The sequence below is a fragment of the Caballeronia sp. LZ034LL genome (assembly GCF_031451215.1).
In the GTDB taxonomy this organism is placed as follows: Bacteria; Pseudomonadota; Gammaproteobacteria; order Burkholderiales; family Burkholderiaceae; genus Caballeronia.
In genome coordinates, this window is the sequence record NZ_JARUXR010000001.1 from 1,892,074 (window position 1) to 1,913,847 (window position 21,774).

The 21,774-nt window shown below is 65.9% G+C and carries 20 protein-coding genes and 1 tRNA gene; 10 read left to right on the forward strand and 11 right to left on the reverse strand.

Translation table 11 applies throughout. The features are described from left to right. Nucleotides 1-1,044 (reverse strand): microcin C ABC transporter permease YejB, encoded by a 1,044-nt coding sequence (locus QCE83_RS08665; RefSeq protein WP_309808751.1) that lies wholly within the window; start codon nt 1,042-1,044, stop codon nt 1-3. A 34-nt stretch (nt 1,045-1,078) separates the two neighbouring features. Then, nucleotides 1,079-2,953, reverse strand: coding sequence for an extracellular solute-binding protein (locus tag QCE83_RS08670; protein ID WP_309808753.1), 1,875 nt, complete (start codon nt 2,951-2,953; stop codon nt 1,079-1,081). Nucleotides 2,954-3,200: 247 nt separating this feature from the next. Here QCE83_RS08670 and fabI point away from each other — a divergent pair, with 247 nt between their 5' ends. Beyond that, nucleotides 3,201-3,998, forward strand: a complete 798-nt coding sequence (gene fabI, locus QCE83_RS08675; RefSeq protein ID WP_309808755.1) for an enoyl-ACP reductase FabI — start codon at nt 3,201-3,203, stop codon at nt 3,996-3,998. Nucleotides 3,999-4,096: 98 nt separating this feature from the next. Here the strand turns inward: fabI and QCE83_RS08680 are convergent, their stop codons facing one another. The 3 genes from QCE83_RS08680 to QCE83_RS08690 all read right to left on the reverse strand — a co-directional run bounded on the left by QCE83_RS08680 (nt 4,097) and on the right by QCE83_RS08690 (nt 6,573). Next, nucleotides 4,097-4,462, reverse strand: a complete 366-nt coding sequence (locus QCE83_RS08680) for a hypothetical protein (protein WP_309808757.1) — start codon at nt 4,460-4,462, stop codon at nt 4,097-4,099. Nucleotides 4,463-4,717: 255 nt separating this feature from the next. Further along, on the reverse strand, nt 4,718-5,056 hold the full coding sequence (locus QCE83_RS08685; RefSeq protein WP_309808759.1) for a hypothetical protein: 339 nt from the start codon (nt 5,054-5,056) through the stop codon (nt 4,718-4,720). A gap of 203 nt (nt 5,057-5,259) precedes the next feature. Continuing rightward, nucleotides 5,260-6,573 carry an MFS transporter gene (locus QCE83_RS08690; RefSeq protein ID WP_309811568.1) on the reverse strand — a complete coding sequence of 438 codons (1,314 nt, stop codon included), beginning with the start codon at nt 6,571-6,573 and terminating at the stop codon, nt 5,260-5,262. 163 nt (nt 6,574-6,736) lie between these two features. On the opposite strand from QCE83_RS08690, the gene QCE83_RS08695 reads away from it, so the two are divergent. The 9 genes from QCE83_RS08695 (at nt 6,737) to QCE83_RS08735 (ending at nt 14,530) form a co-directional block, all read left to right on the forward strand. Beyond that, nucleotides 6,737-7,516, forward strand: coding sequence for a GntR family transcriptional regulator (locus QCE83_RS08695; RefSeq protein ID WP_309808760.1), 780 nt, complete (start codon nt 6,737-6,739; stop codon nt 7,514-7,516). Continuing rightward, on the forward strand, nt 7,513-9,189 hold the full coding sequence (mdcA, locus tag QCE83_RS08700; RefSeq protein ID WP_309808762.1) for a malonate decarboxylase subunit alpha: 1,677 nt from the start codon (nt 7,513-7,515) through the stop codon (nt 9,187-9,189). Before QCE83_RS08695 ends, mdcA begins: the two co-directional genes overlap by 4 nt. Nucleotides 9,190-9,194: 5 nt before the next feature. Then, nucleotides 9,195-10,061 (forward strand): triphosphoribosyl-dephospho-CoA synthase, encoded by an 867-nt coding sequence (locus tag QCE83_RS08705; protein ID WP_309808764.1) that lies wholly within the window; start codon nt 9,195-9,197, stop codon nt 10,059-10,061. A gap of 30 nt (nt 10,062-10,091) precedes the next feature. Further along, complete coding sequence (locus tag QCE83_RS08710; RefSeq protein ID WP_309808767.1) at nt 10,092-10,394, forward strand: malonate decarboxylase subunit delta; 303 nt, start codon at nt 10,092-10,094, stop codon at nt 10,392-10,394. Beyond that, nucleotides 10,391-11,233: a biotin-independent malonate decarboxylase subunit beta gene (locus tag QCE83_RS08715; protein WP_309808769.1), complete on the forward strand. Its 843-nt coding sequence runs from the start codon at nt 10,391-10,393 to the stop codon at nt 11,231-11,233. Before QCE83_RS08710 ends, QCE83_RS08715 begins: the two co-directional genes overlap by 4 nt. Then, nucleotides 11,230-12,045: a biotin-independent malonate decarboxylase subunit gamma gene (gene mdcE / locus QCE83_RS08720; RefSeq protein ID WP_309808770.1), complete on the forward strand. Its 816-nt coding sequence runs from the start codon at nt 11,230-11,232 to the stop codon at nt 12,043-12,045. The genes QCE83_RS08715 and mdcE overlap by 4 nt, the downstream gene beginning before the upstream one ends. Continuing rightward, a complete protein-coding gene (locus QCE83_RS08725; RefSeq protein ID WP_309808772.1) occupies nt 12,033-12,674 on the forward strand; it encodes a malonate decarboxylase holo-ACP synthase in 642 nt (213 codons plus the stop codon). Before mdcE ends, QCE83_RS08725 begins: the two co-directional genes overlap by 13 nt. Beyond that, entirely contained in the window at nt 12,671-13,606 is a 936-nt protein-coding gene (gene mdcH, locus QCE83_RS08730) for a malonate decarboxylase subunit epsilon (RefSeq protein WP_309808774.1), read from the forward strand. The genes QCE83_RS08725 and mdcH overlap by 4 nt, the downstream gene beginning before the upstream one ends. A gap of 156 nt (nt 13,607-13,762) precedes the next feature. Then, a complete protein-coding gene (locus tag QCE83_RS08735) occupies nt 13,763-14,530 on the forward strand; it encodes a M48 family metallopeptidase (RefSeq protein WP_309808776.1) in 768 nt (255 codons plus the stop codon). Nucleotides 14,531-14,640: 110 nt separating this feature from the next. On the opposite strand, the gene QCE83_RS08740 is transcribed toward QCE83_RS08735, so the two are convergent. The 6 genes from QCE83_RS08740 to cysS form a co-directional block, all read right to left on the reverse strand. After that, nucleotides 14,641-14,734 (reverse strand) — tRNA-Ser (locus QCE83_RS08740). A gap of 163 nt (nt 14,735-14,897) precedes the next feature. Continuing rightward, the gene (locus tag QCE83_RS08745) at nt 14,898-16,148 is read right to left on the reverse strand and encodes an aspartate kinase (RefSeq protein WP_309808778.1); all 1,251 of its coding nucleotides are present in this window, start codon (nt 16,146-16,148) and stop codon (nt 14,898-14,900) included. A 351-nt stretch (nt 16,149-16,499) separates the two neighbouring features. Beyond that, nucleotides 16,500-17,927 carry a tRNA lysidine(34) synthetase TilS gene (gene tilS / locus QCE83_RS08750; protein ID WP_309808780.1) on the reverse strand — a complete coding sequence of 476 codons (1,428 nt, stop codon included), beginning with the start codon at nt 17,925-17,927 and terminating at the stop codon, nt 16,500-16,502. Nucleotides 17,928-17,981: 54 nt separating this feature from the next. Further along, a complete protein-coding gene (locus tag QCE83_RS08755) occupies nt 17,982-18,953 on the reverse strand; it encodes an acetyl-CoA carboxylase carboxyltransferase subunit alpha (RefSeq protein WP_309808783.1) in 972 nt (323 codons plus the stop codon). A gap of 162 nt (nt 18,954-19,115) precedes the next feature. After that, a complete protein-coding gene (locus QCE83_RS08760; protein WP_309808786.1) occupies nt 19,116-20,168 on the reverse strand; it encodes a DNA-3-methyladenine glycosylase in 1,053 nt (350 codons plus the stop codon). 47 nt (nt 20,169-20,215) lie between these two features. Further along, on the reverse strand, nt 20,216-21,613 hold the full coding sequence (cysS, locus tag QCE83_RS08765; protein WP_309808789.1) for a cysteine--tRNA ligase: 1,398 nt from the start codon (nt 21,611-21,613) through the stop codon (nt 20,216-20,218). Between the last annotated feature and the right edge of the window lie 161 nt (nt 21,614-21,774).

The window sequence follows — 21,774 nt, forward strand, 5'->3', positions numbered from 1 at the left end:
TCAGCGCTCCAGTTGTTCGAATTGAATGCGCGGATCGACCCAGACGTAGCACAGGTCCGAGATGAGCTTCGTGGCGAGGCCGATCAGCGTGAAGAGATAGAGCGTGCCGAGCACCACCGGATAGTCGCGCCGCACCACGGATTCATAGGACAGCAGGCCGAGCCCGTCGAGCGAGAACAGCGTCTCGATCAGCAGGCTGCCGGTGAAGAACGCGCCGATGAACGCCGCCGGAAAGCCGACGATCAACGGCAGCAGCGCATTGCGGAACACGTGCTTCCAGAGCACGCGGCGTTCGGAGAGGCCCTTCGCGCGCGCGGTCAGCACGTATTGCTTGCGGATCTCGTCGAGGAAGGCGTTCTTGGTGAGCATCGTGACGATGGCGAAGCTGCCCACCACCGAGGCCGTCACCGGCAGCGTGATGTGCCACAGATAATCGAGAATCTTGCCGCCGAGCGACAGCGTGGCCCAGTTGTCGGAGGTGAGATTGCGCAGCGGGAACAGTTGCCAGAAGGTGCCTCCGCCGAACAGCACGAGCAGCAGCACGCCGAGCACGAAGCCCGGAATCGCAAAGCCGATCAGCACGATCAGGCTCGTCGCGACATCGAACTTCGAGCCGTTCCTGACCGCCTTCGCGATGCCGAGCGGCACCGATATCAGATACGTGATGAAGAAGGTCCACAGGCCGATGCTGATCGACACCGGCAGCTTCGACACGATCAGCGACCACACGCTCTGATGCCTGAAATAGCTCTCGCCGAGATCGAAGCGCGCGAACTTGCCGAGCATCAGCACATAGCGCTGCAGCGGCGGCTTGTCGAAGCCGTAGAGCTTCTTCAGCTGCTCGACCTGCTGGGCATCGACGCCCGTGTGCGTGCGCAATCCGAAACCGCCGCCGCCCCCTTCGGACTGTCCGCGCCGCAGGTCGTGCACCGCCTGCTCGACCGGCCCGCCCGGCACGAACTGGATCACGACGAAGGTCAGCGTCAGCACGCCGAGCAGCGTCGGGATCATCAACAGAATGCGTTTAAGGATGTAGCTCCACATGGCGCGCCTTATTCAACTAAATCGGCTAAATCGGCTATTGGGTTGGCGCCGCGGGCGCGTGCTGCGCCCACCACGTCGAGATGATCCATTCCTCGGCGCTGTAGTACAGCGGCAAGGTCGACGGATACGCCAGCGTGTTGCGATACGCCACGCGATGCGTCGCCGAGTACCAATGCGGCACCACATAGTAGCCGTTCATCAGCACGCGATCGAGCGCATGGGTGGCGTCGACCAGCTGCTCGCGCGTCTGCGCGGACACCACCTTCTGCAGGATGGCATCGACGGCCGGCGACTTCACGCCCGCCAGATTGTCCGAGCCCTGCTCGTTCGCCGACTGGCTGCCGAAGCGCGACACCTGTTCCGTGCCCGGCACCTGCACGTCGGGCATGCGCACGCTCGTCATGTCGAAGTCGAAGGCATCGAGGCGCTTCTGGATCAGCGCGTAATCCACCGTGCGGAAGTTCATCGTGATGCCGAGCTTCTGCAAATTGCGCCCGAACGCGGCCGCGACCGGCTCCATCGACGCGCCGCCGCCGGTGTCGTCGAGGATCTCGAAGACGAAGGGCTCGCCTTTCGCGTTGCGCAGCGCGCCGTCGCGATAGGTCCAGCCCGCCTGCGCCAGCAGCTCGCGCGCCTTGATGAGATTGGCGCGCAGCGAACCGGGCGGATCGGTGTCCGGCTGGCGCGGCATCGGGCCGAACACGGACGGGTCCAGTTGCGCCTTCAACGGATTCAGGATGGCGAGCTCGCCTTCGCTCGGCAGGCCCTTCGCCTGCAGGTCCGTGTTGACGAAGAAGCTGTCGATGCGTCGGTACTGGTTGAAGAACAGTTGCCGGTTGAGCCATTCGAAGTCGAGCGCGAGATCCAGCGCCTGACGCACGCGCACGTCCTTGAACAGCGGCCGGCGCGTGTTCATGAAGAAGCCCTGCATGCCCGTGCCGTTGTGCTGCGGGAATTCGCGCTTGATCAGCTCGCCGTTGTCGAAGCGCTTGCCGATGTCGCGCCGCACCCAGCTGCGCGCGATGTACTCGACCAGCACGTCGTACTCGCCGGCCTTGAAGGCTTCGAGGCGCGCGGTGGGATCGCCGTAGAGCTTGTAGTCGATGTGCGCGAAGTTGTTCGTGCCGACCCGCACCGGCAGCGCCGCGCCCCAGTAGTCCGGATTGCGCCGGTAGGAGATGGTGCGGCCGTTGTCGTAATGGTCGATCAGATACGGGCCGCTGCCGATCGGCTTCTGGAACGCGATCTGGTCGAACGGAACGCGCGTGCCGTCGGGCTTCATCGCCCACTTGCGCGAGAACACCGGGATGCCGCCCGCAAGCAGCGGCATTTCGCGCGTCGCGGCCTTGAACTCGAAGCGGATGGTCAATGGATCGACGATCACCGCGCGCGCGATCTGCCCGAAATACACCGCGAACTGCGGCGCGGCCAGCGGGCTCTTCAGCGTCTCGAACGAGAACTTGACGTCTTCGGCGGTGACCGGATCGCCGTTCGAGAAGCGCGCCTTCGGATTGATGTGGAAGGTGGTCGACATGCCGTCGGGCGCCACCGAGATGTCGTCGGCGAGCAGGCCGTAGGCGGTCGCGACTTCATCGGAACTGCCTGTTGTCAGGCTTTCGAACATCAGCGACAGACCCGGCGCCGGATTGCCGCGCAGCGTGAACGGATTGAACTTGTCGAAGCTCGTCAGGCGGTTCGGATTGGCGAGCACCAGGGTGCCGTCGCGCGGGGCGTCGGGGTTGACGTAGTCGAAGTGCGTGAAGCCCGCCGGATACTTGGGTTCGCCGTATTGCGCGATGGCATGCACCGCGAAGGCCGGACTCGCCGCCAGTGCAATCGATCCGGCCAGCCACCCGGATAGAACCAGGCGTGAGACGCTGGATGAGCGGATCGTCGGGCGAGTCGTCATGTGCCTTGGTTGTCTCTGGGCGCGATGGGTGATGGAGTTGAACGCCCTGCCCGACGACTCCGCGCAAGCGCAGGAATCCTCGGCGGGGCATTGCGATGTGAGAGAATTCTACCCAAAATCACGCGCCGTCCGGCTTGCCTTATCGGGTCGTCCCTCGGGTCTTCCCCGCGAGCCATCCCCGCCGGCGACTGCGCGCGGTCCTGCCTGCCCGCCCGCGCGCGACACTGACTTCAAAGAAGGAGCATTCATGGGCTTTCTCGCTGGAAAACGGATTCTGCTCACAGGCCTGCTGTCGAACCGGTCGATTGCCTACGGCATCGCCGAGGCCTGCAAGCGCGAAGGCGCCGAACTCGCGTTCACCTACGTCGGCGAGCGCTTCAAGGAGCGCATCACCGAATTCGCCGCCGAGTTCGGCAGCGACATGATCTACCCGTGCGACGTCGGCGACGACGCGCAAATCGACGCGCTGTTCGGCGCGCTCAAGGAACGCTGGGACTCGCTCGACGGTCTCGTGCACTCCATCGGCTTTGCACCGCGCGAGGCCATCGCCGGCGACTTCCTCGACGGCATCACGCGCGAGAACTTCCGTGTCGCGCACGACATCTCCGCCTACAGCTTCCCGGCGCTCGCCAAGGCCGCGCTGCCGCTGCTGAAAGACGGCTCGTCGCTGCTCACGCTGTCGTACCTCGGCGCCGAGCGCGCGCTGCCGAACTACAACACGATGGGTCTCGCGAAGGCCTCGCTCGAAGCGAGCGTGCGCTACATGGCGGCGTCGCCGTCGCTCGGCGGCAAGGGCGTGCGCGTGAACGCGATTTCGGCCGGCCCGATCAAGACGCTCGCCGCGAGCGGCATCAAGGGCTTCGGCAAGATCCTGAACTTCGTCGAGGAAAATGCGCCGCTCAAGCGCAATGTCACGACCGAGCAAGTGGGCAATGTCGCGGCATTCCTGCTGTCGGATCTGTCGGCGGGCGTGAGCGCGGAAGTCGTGCACGTCGATGCGGGCTTCCATGCGGTCGTGGGCGGCATGGGCGCCGACGCGGAGTAACGCGCTCCCCTCGCAACGCGTGCCGTACAAACGAAAGCGCCGCCCGGAGATTCAGGCGGCGCTTTTTCTTTGGACGGCCGAGGCCTGTCCGGCTTGTCTTAATGACGTCCGTGCGGCCCGCCATGTCCGTGCCCGTAGCCATGTCCCGGCGGCGGACCACGATGCGGCCCGCGGCCATGCCCGTGATGGCGGTAGTAATCGTTGCGGCTCCAGTAGCGACGGCCGTCCCAGTAACGGCTGCCGTGCCAGCCGATCACGACGGGCGGCGCATACACCGGCGCGGGGCGATACACGACCGGAGGCGGCGGCGGCGCGTACACCGGCGTGGGCGCGACATACACCGGCGCCGGAATGCCGACGTTCACGCCGACATGCACATCCGCGCGCGCGGCATGCGTGCTCATCAGGCCGACGGCCGCGACGGCCATCACGCCCGTCCAGAATGTTTTCGAGTTGATCTTCATGTGCAAACGGACCTCGCTGTTGTGCTTGTTCGCTTGCCGGGAAATATAACGGAAGGCTTTCAATGCAATATTTCAGCTTTGTAAGTTGTTGCGCGTCCCGGCGTAATGTCAGGAGAAAGCTTACCTTTTGTTACATTGCAGGTGGGTGAAAATTGCTTTCAAACAAACAACTGACAGCGCTTCCCCCTTTCGGGCATTGACAGAAATGAAAAAGCCACCCGCGCGGGGTCGCTTCCTCGGGGACTTCCCGGCCGGTCAGTGCCAGCCGCGATGGCCATGGTCATAGCCGTGGCCGTATCCATGACCGTGGTTACGGTAGTACTCGTCGCGATTCCAGTAGCGGCGGCCATCCCAGTAACGATCGCCATGCCAGCCGATCACGATCGCCGGCTGCGCATACACGGGCGGCGGAGGCGGCGCGTAGACCACCGGGGGCGGCGGCGGTGCATAGACCGGCGCGGGCGCGACATAGACAGGCGCGGGCACTCCGATGTTCACGCCCACGGAGACCCTTGCCACGGCTGCGCCGGACAACGTCACGCCACCGATCAACACGGCGCCGGCCAGCGCGGAAGCCTTCAAAACCTTGTTCATGTGAAGCCCACCTCGACGGTTTGTTTGTAGTGTTGACCGGACTATATCGGACGGATGGTGACGCAAGTGTTCGACTTGGTAACCTCCTATTACCGCCCTCCTATTACCGCCGAAAACCTTACGAAAGAAAAACGCGCGCGGGATGAAAAAAAACGGCGGCCCTGCATCGGCAGGCCGCCGTTCGGCATAAAAGCGCGGATCGCTCAGTTCGGCAGTTCCTGCCCTTTCGTTTCCGGCGCAAACGGAATGACGGCGAGTCCGACGAGGAAGACGATGCCAGTCAGCGCGATCGGCACGCCGAGCGTCTTCATGTTGAGCACCATCGCGCCGATGCCGAAGTTGACGATCGCGCCGATGAAGCGTCCGACCGACGTACAGAAAGCGAAAGCCGTCGCCCGCACGCGGGTTTCGAACTGCTCCGGCAGCCACAGCGAAAACAGCGCGAAATTGCCGCCGAAGAAGCCCAGCACGACCAGCAGCGCGATGAACGGCACCAGTCCGTTCGGCAGATAGAAGGCCCAGCCGAAGGCCAGCGCAATCGACGCCGCCATGCCGACGAAATACACCGCGAGCGTCTTGCGGCGGCCGATCTTCTCGGCCATCGGCGGCAGCGCGAGACAGCCGACGATGGTGCCGATAGAGAGCAGTCCCGTCGCGATCGACGCCATGCGCGCCGCGTCATGCTTGTCCATGCCGGCCTTCGTCGCCAGCTGGATGACCGCCGACGGCTCATACACCGCGCCCGCCCACAAGCCGATGATCGCCACCGTGAGCAGCACCGCCGCGACGATCGTGCGCTTGCGGTACTGCGCATTGAAGATCGCCTTCAGCGAACTTTCGTGCTTCACATGCGGCTGGGCCGTTTCGGCGTGTTGCCATTTGTCGGTTTCCTTCACGCGCAGCAACACGAGGATCGAGATGACCACCGGGAACAGGCCGACCAGGAACATCGCGCGCCAGCCGAACGCCGCGCCGATCGTATAGTTCAGCGCCGCCGCGAGGAAGAAGCCCGCGTAATAGCCGGTTTGCAGATAGCCCGCGCCCATCTTGCGGCGATCTTCCGGCCAGGCCTCGGCGACATACGTGCCGGCGAGCGCCCACTCCCCGCCGATCCCCACGCCCGCGAAGAACCGATAGATGCCGAGTTCCCACACGTTGTGCGCGGTCGCGGCGAGCCCGGTGAAGATCGCGAACGTGAAGATGGTCGCGGCCAGCACCTTGGTGCGTCCGAAGCGATCCGCGAGCGGCCCCCAGATGAACGACAGTCCCCATCCCACCAGGAACAGCGCGAACAGGATCGAGCCTGCGAGACCGACGTTCGCGGGCGTCGCGGCATAACCGGAGCGCGGCAACAGTTCGGTGAGCGCGGGCGCGAGCACGAGCGCATAGATGAACGAGTCCATGCCGTCGAGCGTCCAGCCGGCCCAGGCGCCCCAGAAGCCCGTGATCTGCGAGCGGTTGAGCGGTGTCTTCGCGGCGCGCGTGGCGCCTATCTCACGATCCAGCGTAGTCGGCATGGCCATGTCTCTCCGATGAAACTCAAGCGAGGATGAACGACGCGCGCATTCGCAATCTTGCAATCTTGTTATGGCGTCTAGGGAAAGCACCGAAGACCGGTGCGCGTTTTTATATATAATATTTGAACATCGACCTCCGACAAGTCCGCACTTTCACCTAGCCATGCCCAACGACCTCGCTGCTTCCGCAAGCTCCCAGCCTGCCGCGTCGTTCCGCGATGCGCAGTTCGAACCGCGCCAGAGCACGTCGCGCTACATTGCGGACGCGCTGCGGTCGGCCATCGTCGAGGGTGCGCTGCTGCCGGGCGAACCGCTGCGCCAGGACGCCATCGCGCGGCAGTTCTCGGTCAGCGCGATTCCCGTGCGCGAAGCATTCCGCCAGCTTGAAAGCGAGGGCTGGGTGACCATCGAGCCGAATCGCGGCGCGGCCGTCAGCCTGCAATCCGCCGATGAGGCGCGCGAGATCTATGAGATCCGGGCGTCGCTGGAGAGTCTGGCGATCGGCATTGCCATCGAACATCACACGCCCGAGACGCTGGCCGAAGCGCAGCGTCTGCTGGAAGCCGCTGAACGCGAACCCGACCCGGCGCTCTACGTGGTGCGCAACGAGCAGTTCCATATGAGCCTGTACGCGCCCGCCGGCCGGCCGCGCCTGATGGAGCTGATCGGGCAGATGCACCGGCGCGGCGAACGCTACCTGCGCCTGAAGCTCGGCTTGCCGATCCACAAGGACGCGTCCGATGCCGAACATCGCGCGATCTTCGCCGCGCTCGCCGCCCGCGATACCGAACAGGCGCAGACGCTGGTCGCGCGCCATCTGCTCGCGACGGGCGACCTGATCTACCGCTTTCTCGCCGATGCGCAAGCGCTCGCACACCTGAGTCACAAGAAGAAAAAGCGCCGCGCCTCTTCCCGAACGCTCACTCCGAAGGCCGACCGATGAATTCGTCCCTCCCCGCTGACGCGCCCCGCGACAGCCGCAACTGGAACACGCGCGCGCAGGAAAAGGCGCGCCGCCTGAAACTGATCGAGCCCTGGCTGGACGGCGCGGTGCTCGATCCGGCGCATATCGTCGATGCCTTGGGCGCGCTGATCGTGACCGGCGACCGCGTGGCGCTGGAAGGCAACAACCAGAAGCAGGCCGACTTCCTGTCGCGCGCCTTCGCAAAACTCGATCCGGCACGCGTGCACGACATCCATCTCCTGATTTCGAGCATCAGCCGCCCGGAACATCTCGCGCTGTTCGAGCAAGGCATCGCGCACAAGGTGGACTTCGCCTTCGCCGGACCGCAGAGCCTGCGCGTGGCGCAGTTGCTCGAGGACGGCATGCTGGAGATCGGCGCGATCTATACGTACATCGAGTTGTACGCGCGCATGTTCATCGACCTCACGCCGCAGGTCGCGCTGGTGTGCGCCGTGCAGGTTGACCGTCACGGCAACCTGTACACGGGCGCGAACACCGAGGACACGCCGACCATCGTCGAGGCCGCCGCGTTCCGGCACGGCATCGTGGTCGCGCAGGTGAACGAGATCGTCGATGAACTGCCGCGCGTCGATATTCCCGGCTCGTGGGTGGATGTCGTCGTGCAGGCGGATCGCCCCTTCGCGGTGGAGCCGCTCTTCACGCGCGATCCGCGTCATATCGGCGAATTGCAGATCCTGATGGCGATGATGTCGATCCGCGGCATCTACGACCGCTACGGCGTGACGGCGCTCAATCACGGCATCGGCTTCGACACCGCGGCGATCGAACTGCTGCTGCCCACTTATGGCGAAGCGCTCGGCCTGAAGGGCAAGATCTGCACGCACTGGGCGCTCAACCCGCATCCGACGCTGATTCCCGCGATCGAATCCGGCTGGGTGCAGAGCGTGCATTGCTTCGGCAGCGAAGTGGGCATGGAGGATTACATCGCCGCACGTCCGGACGTGTTCTTCACCGGCCGCGACGGCAGCCTGCGTTCGAACCGCGTGTTCTGCCAGCTGGCGGGCCAATATGGCGTGGACCTGTTCATCGGCTCGACCTTGCAGATGGACGCCGACGCCAATTCCTCCACCGTCACGCTCGGCCGCCTGGCGGGCTTCGGCGGCGCGCCGAACATGGGACACGATCCGCGCGGCCGGCGCCATTCGAGCGAAGCCTGGCTCAAGCTGCTGAAGAACGACGGCCCGAATCCGCAGATCGCGCGCGGCCACAAGCTCGTCGTGCAGACCGCCGAGACCTACAAGAAAGGCGGTGAGCCGACCATCGTCGAGTCGCTGGATGCCATCGCGGTCGGGGCGAAGAGCGGCATGCCGATCGCGCCCGTGATGATCTACGGCGACGACGTCACGCACGTCGTCACCGAGGAAGGCATCGCGTATCTGCACGCAGCCGAAGGTTTCGACGAACGCCGCGCGGCGCTTGCCGCGGTTGCGGGCGTGACGCCCATCGGCATGCGCGCCGATCCCGCGAAGACCGCCGAGCTGAGACGGCGCGGCATCGTCGCGTATCCGGAGGATCTCGGCGTGCGGCGCGGCGAAGCGAAACGCTCGCTGCTGGCGGCGCGCAGCATCGACGATCTCGTCGCGTGGTCGGGCGGTCTCTATGCGCCGCCCGCGCGCTTTCGCAGCTGGTGAGCGCGATGAACGCCCTGCCCCTGCTGCATGAAGAAGCCTGCGAGCTTGCACTCGAACCGGCGGTCATCGCTGCTCATGCGCGCGCTGCGCTGATCGCCGAAGCGCGGCTGACGCCGAAGCCCGCGCTCGTCGATCAACGCGGCAGCGGCGCGCATCGCGATCTCGATCTGGACACGATGCTGCGTTCCGCCGATGCACTGCACCCGACCTTTCTCGCGATCGCGCGCGCGGCATCGCGGGCGCAGCCGTCGCAGGCGCTGCGCGAGCAACTGGCGCGCATCGGCCGCGAAGGTGAAATCGCGATGATGAACGCCACCGGCGGCAGCAACGCGCATCGTGGCGCGATCTGGATCGTCGGCTTGCTGTGCGCGGGCGCGGCCTTGCATGCGCCCCACGACAGCGCGGCCATCTGCGCAGCCGCGGCAGCCATCGCGTGTCACGAGGATCGCTATGCGCCGCCGTCGGCGTCGGCGAGTCACGGCGCGCGCGCGAGTTCGCGATATCAGGTGGCCGGCGCGCGCGGCGAAGCCCGCGACGGCTTTCCGCATGCACGGCTGATCGGCCTGCCGGCGCTCGATGCCGCGCGCGCACGCGGTGTCTGCGAAAACGACGCGCAACTCGATGCGCTGATCGCGATCATCGCGTCGCTCGACGACACCTGCCTGCTGCATCGCGGCGGCCGGCGCGCGCTCACGGCGGCGCAGGACGGCGCGCGCATCGTGATGGCGCGCGGCGGCGCCGGCACCGATGCAGGCCGCGCCGCGCTCGCGCAACTCGACGACGCGCTGCTCGCGCTGAACGCATCGCCCGGCGGCGCCGCCGACCTGCTCGCGGCGACACTCTTTCTCGACAGTCTCAGGCGTCTCGATTGACGCGCATCGAAGCGTAAAGAGGAACGAACGATGGAAAACATGCGATACGAATATCCCGCCACACGGCCCGTCGCGCGTCGCGCGCATGTGGGCGTGGTCGGCTCGGGCGATCTCGAAGTGCTGTTGTCGCCTTCAGACTCGATGCAGGCGGAAGTGGTGATCCGCACGAGCGTCGATGGCTACGGACACGTGTGGAAAAGTGTGCTCGACCGCTTCTTCCAGCGTTACGACGGCGCGGCGAAGATCGAACTGAACGACTTCGGCGCGACGCCCGGCGTCGTCATGCTGCGCCTCAACGAAGCGGTGGAAGCGAGCGAAGGAGACGCGCCATGAATGCCCACGGCACCTTTCTCGCGCGTCACAGCTTCATCGAAATGGGCGCGCGCGACCGCGCCCGCGCGCTGCTCGACCCGGGCAGCTTCCGAGAACTGCTCGGTCCGTTCGACCGGCTCGAATCACCGTGGCTCGCGATGCAGGACATCGTCTGTCAGGCCGACGACGGTGTGGTGATCGCCCGCGGCCTCCTCGGCGGCGAACCGGCCGTGATCGCCGCGATCGAGCCCGCGTTCCAGGGCGGCAGCATCGGCGAAGTGTCGGGCGCGAAGATCGCGGCGGCACTCGAAATGGCGGCGAGCGAATTCGAAGCGGGACGGCCGGTGCGCCCGGTCGTGCTGTTCGAGACCGGCGGCGTGCGCTTGCAGGAAGCGAACCTCGGACTCGCGGTCATCGCCGAGATTCACGCGGCGATCGTCGCGCTCAGGCGCCATGTGCCGGTGGTCGGCGTGATCGGCGGCATGGTGGGCTGCTTCGGCGGCATGTCGCTCGCGGCCGCGCTCTGTACCGAACTCGTGATGACGCGGCAGGCGCGGCTCGGCATGAACGGGCCGGAAGTCATCGAGCAGGAAGCGGGCATCGAGGAACTCGATTCGAGCGACCGCCGCCTCATCTGGTCGATGATCGGCGGCGAGCAACGCGTGGCGGCGGGACTCGCGGATACGCTGGTCGAGGACGACGCCGGCGAAGTGCGCGCGGCCGTGCTCGCGGCGTTCGAACGCGGCGTGCCGCAACGGCATCGCAGCGAGGACGTGGACGGCTATCTCGCGCGGCTGGCCGAAGTAAATCCGGACGCCATCGATCCCGAAACCTTGCGTCAACTGTGGGGCACATCATGACCGACACTCGCTCACGCGGCGCGCGCTGGCTCGACGCGCTCGCCGAATCCGCAGCGCCTGACGAAAGCGGCCCGGTGCGCGTCCGCGAAGGCCGGCTCGACGATGCGCGCGCCACCTTCATCGCGGTCGTGCCCGATCCGCAGAACCGCTTCCCGCGCGCGACCGACAACGTCGTCGGCCTCGAACAGGGCTGGCTGCTCGCGCGTGCGGTGCGCGCGCTCATCGACGCCGATCGCGACGCGCCCGTCAAGCGCCCGATCGTCGCCGTGGTCGATGTCAAGAGCCAGGCCTATGGACGCCGCGAGGAACTGCTGGGCATCCATCTCGCCTGCGCGGCCGCCGCCGATGCCTACGCGAGCGCGCGGCTCGCGGGACATCCGGTGATTGCGTTGATCGTCGGTCCGGCGATGTCGGGTGCGTATCTCGCGCACGGCTATCAGGCCAACCGCATCGTCGCGCTCGACGCGCCCGGCACCGCCGTGCATGCGATGGGCAAGGAAGCGGCGGCGCGCGTCACGCGGCGCAGCGTCGAGAGCCTCGACGCGCTCGGCGACACCGTACTGCCGATGTCCTACAAGATGAGCGCCTACGCGAGGCTCGGCTTGCTGCATGAATTGCTCGAAGGCATCGATGCCGATGCGCCCTCTTCCGCCGATATCGCGCGTGTGCAGGCGTCGCTCGCGGCGGCGGTGCGGGATGCGCGGGATGGACCACGCGACCTGTCGAACCGGCTCGCCTCCGCCGATGCGCAGCGCACGCGCGCGGCGTCCATCGAGGTGCGTCGCCGCATGCGCGAGCAGTGGCACGCGTAATGGAGCACGCGCCGCGTCCGCACGACTTGCTGCGGCTCACGCCGGACGCGCCGCCGTTCGAAGGCGCGCCCGGCTGGGTCGCGGCGGCGCTTGCCCGCGCGCCGTTCGTCGTGGTGCGGCGCGCGCCGCCGCTCGGGGGAAAGCTGGCGGTGGGCGTGCGCGGCAGCGTGCGCGGCGAGCGCTTTGGCACTTGGATAGAGGTTGGCTGGATCAAGGCGAAGTTCACGCCTGAAGATCTGCGGACGTGCGAGCCCGAACCCGCGCGGCGCGAGCTTCCTGCGTTCGCGCTGATGGGCGGCATCGCCGGCATGCTCGATGATCGCGCGCTGCGCTGGGGACCGGCCGGCAGCGCGGGCTTCGAACTCGCGAGCGGCGTGCCGACCGTCACGCCGGCGAGCGATCTCGATCTCGTCGTGCGCGCCGATACGCCGCTGCCGCGCGACGACGCGTCCGCGCTTTTCGATGCGCTTTCGCATGCCGCGCAGCAGAGCGGCACGCGCATCGACGTGCAGATCGAAACGCCTGAAGCCGCGTTCTCGCTCGCCGAATACGCGCGCCCGCAGCTGCGTGTGATGCTGCGTCACGCGGCAGGCCCACGTCTCGTCGATGATCCCTGGGCCGCGTCATGATCGCGTATCTGTTTCCCGGACAAGGCGCACAGACGCCGGACTTCCTGCACTGGCTCGGCGGCGCGGATCCGCATCCGGCCATTCGCAAGACGCTCGACGAAGCGTCCGAAGCACTCGGCATCGATGTGCTCACGCTCGACACGGCAACCGCGCTCGCCTCCACGGTCGCGGTGCAGGTGACGCTCGTGGTCGCGGGCGTGGCGGCGGCACGCGCGCTCGCCGACGAAGGCATCACGCCGCACGCGGTGGCGGGTCTTTCGGTCGGCGCATACGGCGCAGCGGTCGTGGCGGGCGCAATCGAGTTCGCCGCCGCGCTCAGGCTCGTGCAACTGCGCGCGCAACTGATGGAAAACGCCTGTCCGCACGGTTACGGCATGCTCGCGGTGCTCGGCCTGAACGAGCGCGAGATGACGCGCGCGATCGACGAGAGCGGCGCGGCGGTGTGGATCGGCAATCTGAACGCGCCACGCCAGATCGTGCTGTCGGGCAGCGACGACGCGCTCGCGACGATCCGCGATCTCGTGCTGTCGCGCGGCGTGCGCAAGGCGGAGCGGCTCGCGGTCAGCGTGCCGTCGCACTGCGTGCTGATGGAGGACGCATCCATCCGCCTCATCGAAGCGGCGCGCACGGTGCGCTTCGACGCGCCGCGCATTCCCTATGTCGGCAATCGCGGCGCGCGTGTGCTGCGCAGCGCCGATGCGATCCGTGATGACCTCGCCACCAATCTGCGTTATCCGGTGCGCTGGCACGACTCGACCGTCGCGTTGTCCGAGCTCGGCATGAGCGTGTTCGTCGAAATGCCGCCGGGCCGCACGCTCACGTCGCTCGCGGCCGACGCACTGCCCGATGTGGCACCGATCGCGCTGGAGGCCGGATCGGTCTCCAGCGCCGCCGCGCGGGTCCGCGCCGCGTGCCGTCAGCGGCAGGACTGACACGCCTCCTGTCTTCAAATCGTCAGGTTTTGTAAAAGTTTTGGAATTTTCGACGGATCGACGAGTCGATCTCCCTCGAGCTTTCCATCTCGTCCGCCAGCTTTCCGCGACAGGACGAACCGCAATCTGCAATCCGAAACCTGAGAGAAGACCACGATGACGTTCTTTCGCCTGGGCGCTGCGGCGTCCGCCGCGTCCGCTACCGTTCTGCTCGCTTCGTGCAGCGGAATGAGCAGTTTCGATCCCAACTCCCTTGCCCAGTCGGGGCAACTCGCATCACAAGCGCTGATGCTGAACGATAGCGACGTGCGCACGCTGTCGGACAAGTCCTGCGCGCAGATGGACAAAGAGAACCAGATCGCGTCGGCGGACAGTCCGTACACGCAGCGCCTCAACAAGATCGCCGCGCAGCTTGGCAACAACATCAACGGCGTGCCGGTGAACTACAAGGTCTACATGACGAAGGACGTCAATGCCTGGGCCATGGCGAACGGCTGCGTGCGCGTCTACAGCGGCCTCATGGACCTGATGAACGACGACGAAGTACGCGGCGTGGTCGGCCACGAGATGGGACACGTCGCACTGGGCCACACGAAGCGCGCGATGCAGGTGGCGTTCGCGACGTCGGCGGCGCGCTCGGTGGCGTCGTCGGGGTCGGGGATGATCGCCAGTATTTCAGGGTCGCAACTCGGCGATCTGACCGAGAAGTTCGTCAACGCGCAGTTCTCGCAGTCGCAGGAAAGCGCCGCCGACGATTACTCGTTCGATACGCAGAAGAAGAAGGGTTACAGCCCGGCCGGACTCGTGACGGCGTTTCAGAAGCTGGCGTCGATCGACGGCGGCAAGTCGAGCCTGCTTGCTTCGCATCCATCTTCGCCGGCGCGGGCAAAGCATATTCAGGAGCGGCTGGCGTCGGGGAAGTGATTGCCATCGGCGATCGTTTCGGAATCTTGATCAACACCCGGTCTTGCCCGAAGACCCAAACAAAAAGCCCCGCAAGTTTTTAACCTTGCGGGGCTTTTTTCCGCCATCACTGGCGGAGACGGAGGGATTCGAACCCTCGATCCAGGTTTTGGCCCAGATGCTCCCTTAGCAGGGGAGTGCCTTCGACCTCTCGGCCACGTCTCCCAAACTTTCCGTTACGCCGGGAGTGCAGCGCAACGAGATCGAGATAATAGCGTGTCTGCTCACGCCGGTCAAATTCGCATGATGATTTTTTTAAATCGCCATGCATGACCCGGTGCCGCACCAGAAAGGCCCGCGAGCCTTCACACGCCTGTCATCCTCGCGCTTACGCCCGATCCAGCTCGAACGCCTTGTGCAGCGCGCGCACGGCGAGTTCGGTGTATTTCTCGTCGATCAGCACCGAGATCTTGATTTCCGACGTCGAGATCATCTGGATGTTGATGCCCTCTTCCGACAGCGTGCGGAACATCGTGCTCGCGATGCCCACATGCGAACGCATGCCGACGCCGACCACCGACACCTTCGACACCTTCGGATCGCCCAGCACGGTTTCCGCCTGCACGTGACCCTTGACCTGGCCGTTCAGGATCTCGAGCGCGCGCGCATAGTCGCCGCGGCCGACCGTGAACGTGAAGTCGGTCTTGCCGTTCACGCTCTGGTTCTGGATGATCATGTCGATGTCGATGTTCGCATCGGCGACCGGTCCCAGGATCTGATACGCGACGCCCGGCTTGTCGGGCACGCCCATGACCGCGATGCGCGCTTCGTCGCGCTGGAACGCGATGCCGGAGATGACTGCTTTTTCCATGTTCTCGTCTTCTTCAAAAGTGATCAGGGTGCCGGAGTGCATCTCGGTGTCGAGCGGCATCAGCGGATCGGTCAGGCTGGAGAGCACGCGCGTCTTCACCTGATACTTGCCGGCGAACTCCACCGAGCGGATCTGCAGCACCTTCGAGCCTAGGCTCGCCATTTCCAGCATTTCCTCGAAGGTCACGCGGTCGAGCCGGCGCGCCTCTTCGACCACGCGCGGGTCGGTCGTATATACGCCGTCGACGTCGGTATAGATCAGGCACTCGTCGGCTTTCATGGCCGCCGCGATCGCCACCGCCGACGTATCCGAACCGCCGCGGCCCAGCGTCGCGATATGGCCTTCGGGATCCACGCCCTGAAAGCCCGTGATCACGACGACCTTGCCGGCATCGAGATCCTTGAGCACGCGCTCACCGTCGATTTCGCTGATGCGCGCTTTCGTGAACGCGCTGTCGGTCCTGATCGGCACTTGCCAGCCGGCATAACTCACGGCTTCGAGGCCTTCGGCATGCAGCGCGATGGCGAGCAGCCCGACGCTCACCTGTTCGCCGGTGGAGGCAATCATGTCGAGTTCGCGCGGGTCCGGGTCCGCCTTGATGTCTCGCGCGAGACCGAGCAGGCGATTGGTTTCGCCGGACATCGCCGAAGGCACGACGACCATCTTGTGGCCGGCCCGATGCCATTTGGCGACGCGCTTGGCGACGTTCTTGATGCGCTCGACCGAGCCCATCGAAGTGCCGCCGTATTTGTGTACGATGAGTGCCATTGTCGTTCTTGAACTGAAGGGAAAACCGCGCTTCACGCGCCAACGCGAGAGCGCTCGATACGCGCGCCACGGTGCTTCGCGGGACTTCGGAGGGTGGTGAAGCCGGCTCGATGCGGGGGGCGCTGCCGCCTGCCCGCCGACTCGTCTGGATCAGGTTGCGATCAGGATGCGGCGCGCACGGGTGCGTGGTTGCGGACGAATTCGGGTCTTTTGAACGGCGTTGCCGCGCAAAAACACGCTGGGCGAAAACAAGTTACCGTACCCGATCGAGGCTGAAATTACAAGACGAAGCGGCGGCGCGGACGCTTTTACCGGTTCCGGCGCAGCTGCCCGCGGCTGCCCGCGGCTGCCTCAAGCCAGCAGCAGATCCGGCCGCCAGGAGATGCGCCGCAACGGCCCGTGCGCCGCGGAAGGCGCCGCCTCGCGATTCACGCCGAGGTGCGGCACATACAGCAGCGCCTCGCCGATGAACAGCAGCGGCACATCGCGCTTCCAGGCCGGCACGCCGCGCTCCTGAAACAGGTTCTTGAGCGTGCGGCTCGGCGCTTCGGCCGCCACGCGCACGCGCTCGCCGCCTGCCCGCGAGCGCGCGACGAGCGGCGCGGTGCGCAGCACGCCCTCGCTCACCGTGTCGCCATCGGAAGTAGCCGCCGGCTCGAACACGAACGAACCGCGCCATTGCGGCAGGCGCCAGACTTCCTCGCCCTGCCATTGCCGTTCCACAGCGCTTCTCGGTGCGCCGGCGCCGGCGTCGAGATCGGGGGCATCGGCGCTGTCGCCCGCTTCCCAGAACAGCGCGTTCCGATACGCCCGCAGGCAGTGACCCGCGTGATCGATCCGCAGCGCATGGCCGTCGCGCGCGGCGGCGGTATCGCGCAGCTGGCGCAGCATGTCGGCGAGGCGCGCCGTCGATGCCGCCTGCAACCCGCACGCGCGGATCCAGTGCCGCATCAGGTTGATCGCGCGCTCGGGTTCGAGCGCGAGCAAGGCGTCGAGCCTGAGCGCATCCGGCTCGCCGTCATGCCCGGCCTGCGCGAGATCGATGCGCGCCAGTTGATCCAGCAGGCGCTGCGCGGACGCCGCATGCGACGCCGTGCGCGCGAGCGCATCGCGAAAGCCCGGAAAATGCACCGCGAGCACCGGCAGCACGTCGTGTCGCAGCGCGTTGCGGGCGTAGCGCGTGTCGGCATTGGATTCGTCGTCGATCCAGCTCAGGTCGCGCTCGTGCGCGTACTGTTCGAGCTGCGCGCGCAACAGCCGCAACAGCGGCCGCAGACGCGCGACGGCGCCGTCCGCATGCTGCGGCGCCATCGCCGCGAGACCCGCGACGCCCGCACCGCGCAACAGTTGCAGCAGCACCGTTTCGGCCTGATCGTCGGCGTGATGGGCGATCAGCAGCGCAGCCGCGCCGTGTTCGTCGCACAGGGCGTCGAGTGCGCGATAACGGGCATCGCGCGCCGCCGCCTCCAGGCTTTCGCCGCCTGCACGCGCGACCTCGACCCGGCGCGCCTCATAGGTCACGCCGAGCGACGCCGCGTAGCGCTCGCAATGCGTGTCCCATGCGTCGGCATTCAGGCTCAGCCCGTGATGCACATGGAATGCGACCATCCGCGCCGCGCCGAAACAGCGCACGGCGGCATCGAGAAGCACGGTGGAATCGAGCCCGCCGCTGAGTGCGACGGCCAGGAGGGAATGCTCGGGAAGCGCCGCGTCCACGACCGCCGCGCGCACCGCTTCGATGACGAGGCGGCCGGCGGGTGTGTCACGGTCGGAGGTCACGATGGCTTCGTGAGTGAGAGATGAACAGCGCGGTGGAAGGATGCCTCGGGCCGCTTACGCGCCCGGGATCGATTCCTTGAACTTGCCGTAGGCCATCAGCTTGTCGAAGCGGCGTTCGCGCAGTTCGCTCGCGCTCATGCCCTGGAACTGGCGCAGCGAGTCGGCGAGTCCGCGGCGCAGCAGCGCGGCCATGCCCTTCGGATCGCGATGCGCGCCGCCGAGCGGTTCGTTGATGATCTTGTCGATCAGACCGAGCGCCTTCAGGCGATGCGCGGTGAGACCGAGCGCCTCGGCCGCTTCCGGCGCCTTGGCCGCGCTCTTCCAGAGAATCGACGCGCAGCCTTCCGGCGAGATCACCGAATAGGTGGAGAACTGCAGCATCATGACGACGTCCGCGACCGCCACAGCCAGCGCGCCGCCCGAACCGCCTTCGCCAATGATCGTCGTGATGATCGGCGTCTTGAGTTCGGCCATCACATACAGATTGCGGCCGATGGCTTCCGACTGCCCGCGCTCTTCCGCGCCGATGCCCGGATACGCGCCCGGCGTATCGACGAAGGTGAAGATGGGCAGATTGAACTTCTCGGCCGTGCGCATCAGACGCTCGGCCTTGCGATAGCCTTCCGGACGCGGCATGCCGAAGTTGCGCAGCGCGCGTTCCTTCGTGTCGCGGCCCTTCTGATGACCGATCACCATGCACGGCTGGCCATTGAAACGCGCAAAGCCGCCGACGATCGCGAGGTCGTCCGCGAAGGCGCGGTCGCCATGCAGTTCGTGGAAGTCGGTGAACAGCTCGCTGACATAGTCCAGCGTGTACGGACGCTGCGGATGACGCGCGATTTGCGACACCTGCCAGGGCGACAGGTTCTGGTAGAGATCCTTCGTGAGCTGCTGGCTCTTCTTCGACAGCCGCTCGATTTCTTCCGAAATATCGACAGCGGAATCGTCCTGAACGAAGCGGAGTTCTTCGATCTTCGCTTCGAGTTCAGCGATCGGCTGCTCGAAATCCAGAAACGTGGTCTTCATGTGTTCGAGTCCTGGGAAACATCGGGCAGCGCGTATTCTAACCGCGTCCGTCCCTCTAAAATTCGCGCGCGAACTATCGATTATAAAGCAACGATAGCCCGCCCAAGCGCGCCTGCCACGCACGCCCCTGCGCGCGTCCTTGAGTCGTAGCTTGCGTCGGGTCTAGTGATCGGCCGGAATCGGATTGAGGCTGCGCCACATGTACCAGGTCGCGACCGTGCGCCACGGCTCCCAGTTGGCCGCCACTTCGCGCGCCTCGCTGCGCGTGACCGGTTCGCCGCTGAAATAGTTGACGCTGATCGCCTGGATCAGGCCGAGGTCGTCGAGCGGCAGCACGTCCGGGCGCGACAGGTTGAAGATCAGGAACATCTCCGCCGTCCAGCGGCCGATGCCGCGAATCTGCGTGAGCTCGGCGATCACCGCTTCGTCGTCCATCGAGGTCCACGCGTCGACGTGCAGCGCGCCGTTCTCGAAATGCTGCGCGAGATCGAGAATGTATTCGGCCTTGCGGCGCGACAGGCCGCATGCCTGCAACTTGTCGTGGCCGAGCCGGATGAAGCGCGCGGGATGAATCTCCGGACACGCGGTCTTCACGCGTTCCCAGATGGCCTGCGCGGCTTTCGTCGAGATCTGCTGGCCCGCCACGGAACGTGCGAGCGTCGAGAACGGATCGCCCAGATTCACGAGATGAATCTCGCCGAACTTCGGGATCAGTTTCTTGAGAATGCGGTCGCGCTTCATCAGGTCCGCACACGCGCGATCCCAGTAGTCGGGACGCACGGCTTCGCGCGTGAGACCGCCGATCTGCACCGGCTTCACCGCGTCGGCGGTGACGGCGTGCGACTTGCGGACGATCTCGCCCTCGCGCGCATCCGGCACGAGCGCCTGCGCGTGCGCGTCGTCCGCGGCGCGGCCGTTGGCCTTCGCAGCGCGCGCGTTACCCGCGGCGCCATTCGGGCGTGCGGCCTTCGCGGCGCGTGTCACGTCGCGAGTCACGTCGCGTGTCACGTCGATAGCTGGCTTGCCGCCGTCCGCGTGCTTGAGCGCGCTCTTGCGGCCGTTCACCGCGCCCGCGCCGTCAATCTTTCGCGTGTCCGCTGCAGCCTGACCTTCCACGTGTGTTTCCGTTCGCGCGACGCGCGTGCGCTTCATTGCGCGCGGCGTGTCGCTAACAGACGCGGGTCGCTTGACCGGCGTCTTCCTGGCCGTTGCCATCGTGCCTCCTGCCTGGTGAGTCGATCAGAGGGTTCGAAGGTCCGCGTTCAGACGCGGCGCCATTCGGTCGACCCACCCGGTTTGTCTTCAAGGGCAATACCGGCTTCGAGCAATTCAGCGCGAATCCGGTCTGCTTCGGCATAGTTCTTCGCCTGCTTGGCGGCGACGCGCCCGGCGATCTTCGCTTCGATCTCCTGCGGCGTCAGTCCCGGCGCCTCGCCCGTGCCCGCGGCCTGCTGCAGGAACACGCGCGGTTCGCGCACGAGCAGGCCGAGCACGCCGGCGAGACCCTTCAGCTGGCGCGCGGACGCCGCGTCGCGCGAGCGGTTCACCTGGCTCGCGAGATCGAACAGCACGGATACCGCCAGCGGCGTGTTGAAGTCATCGTTCATTGCTGACTGGAAACGCTGCGCGTTCGGCTCGTTCCAGTCAAGTGGCTGATCGTCCGGCTCGACATCCTTCAACGCCGTATACAGCCTCGTGAGTCCGTTGCGGGCGTCGTCGATGTGCACGTCGCTGTAGTTCAGCGGCGAACGATAGTGTGCCCGTGCAATAAAGAAGCGGACCACTTCGGCGTCGAATTTCTTCAGCACTTCGCGGATCGTGAAGAAGTTGCCGAGCGACTTCGACATCTTCTCGTTATCGATCTGCACGTAGCCGTTGTGCATCCAGTAGTTCACGAAGGTCTGGCCCGTCGCGCCTTCGCTCTGCGCAATCTCGTTCTCGTGATGCGGGAACTGCAGGTCCTGACCGCCGCCGTGGATGTCGAACTGGTCGCCGAGCAGCGTGCAGCCCATCGCCGAACATTCGATGTGCCAGCCCGGACGGCCGCGGCCCCAGCGCGAGTCCCAGCCGGAATCGGCAGGCTCGTCCGCCTTCGCCTGCTTCCACAGCACGAAGTCGAGCGGGTCTTCCTTCGCATCGTTCGCGGCGACGCGCTCGCCGGCGCGCAGGTCTTCGATCGACTTGCCGGACAGCTTGCCGTAGTCGGCGAACTTGCGCACCGCGAAGTTCACGTCGCCGTCCTTCGCCTGGTAGGCATAGCCGTTCGACTGCAATGCATCGATCATGCCGAGCATCTGCGGGATGTAGTCGGTCGCGCGCGGTTCGAGGTCCGGACGCGCGACGCCGAGCGCCGCCGCGTCTTCATGCATGGCCTCGATGAAGCGATGCGTGAGCGCCTTGATGGGCTCGTTGTTCTCCACGGCGCGACGAATGATCTTGTCGTCGATGTCCGTGATGTTCTGCACGTATGTGACCTTGTAGCCGAGCGCGCGCAGCCAGCGCTGCACGATGTCGAACACCACCATCACGCGCGCGTGACCGATGTGACAGTAGTCATACACCGTCATTCCGCAGACATACATGCGCACCTCGCCGGCGCGAAGCGGCGTGAAGGTTTGCTTGTCACGGGCGAGCGTGTTGTAGATGCGCAGCGAGTTCATAGATGGCAAAACGTAGAACGGAAACCACCGTGTGCCGGGTAAAAGCGGCGTGCACGGGAGCGGCGTGTTCGGGGAGCGACGAGACCCACACGCGAGCGCGAACACGACGGTCATGCGACCTGGACGGACACGGCCACGAGTGGCAAAGGAAAGTCTGGACT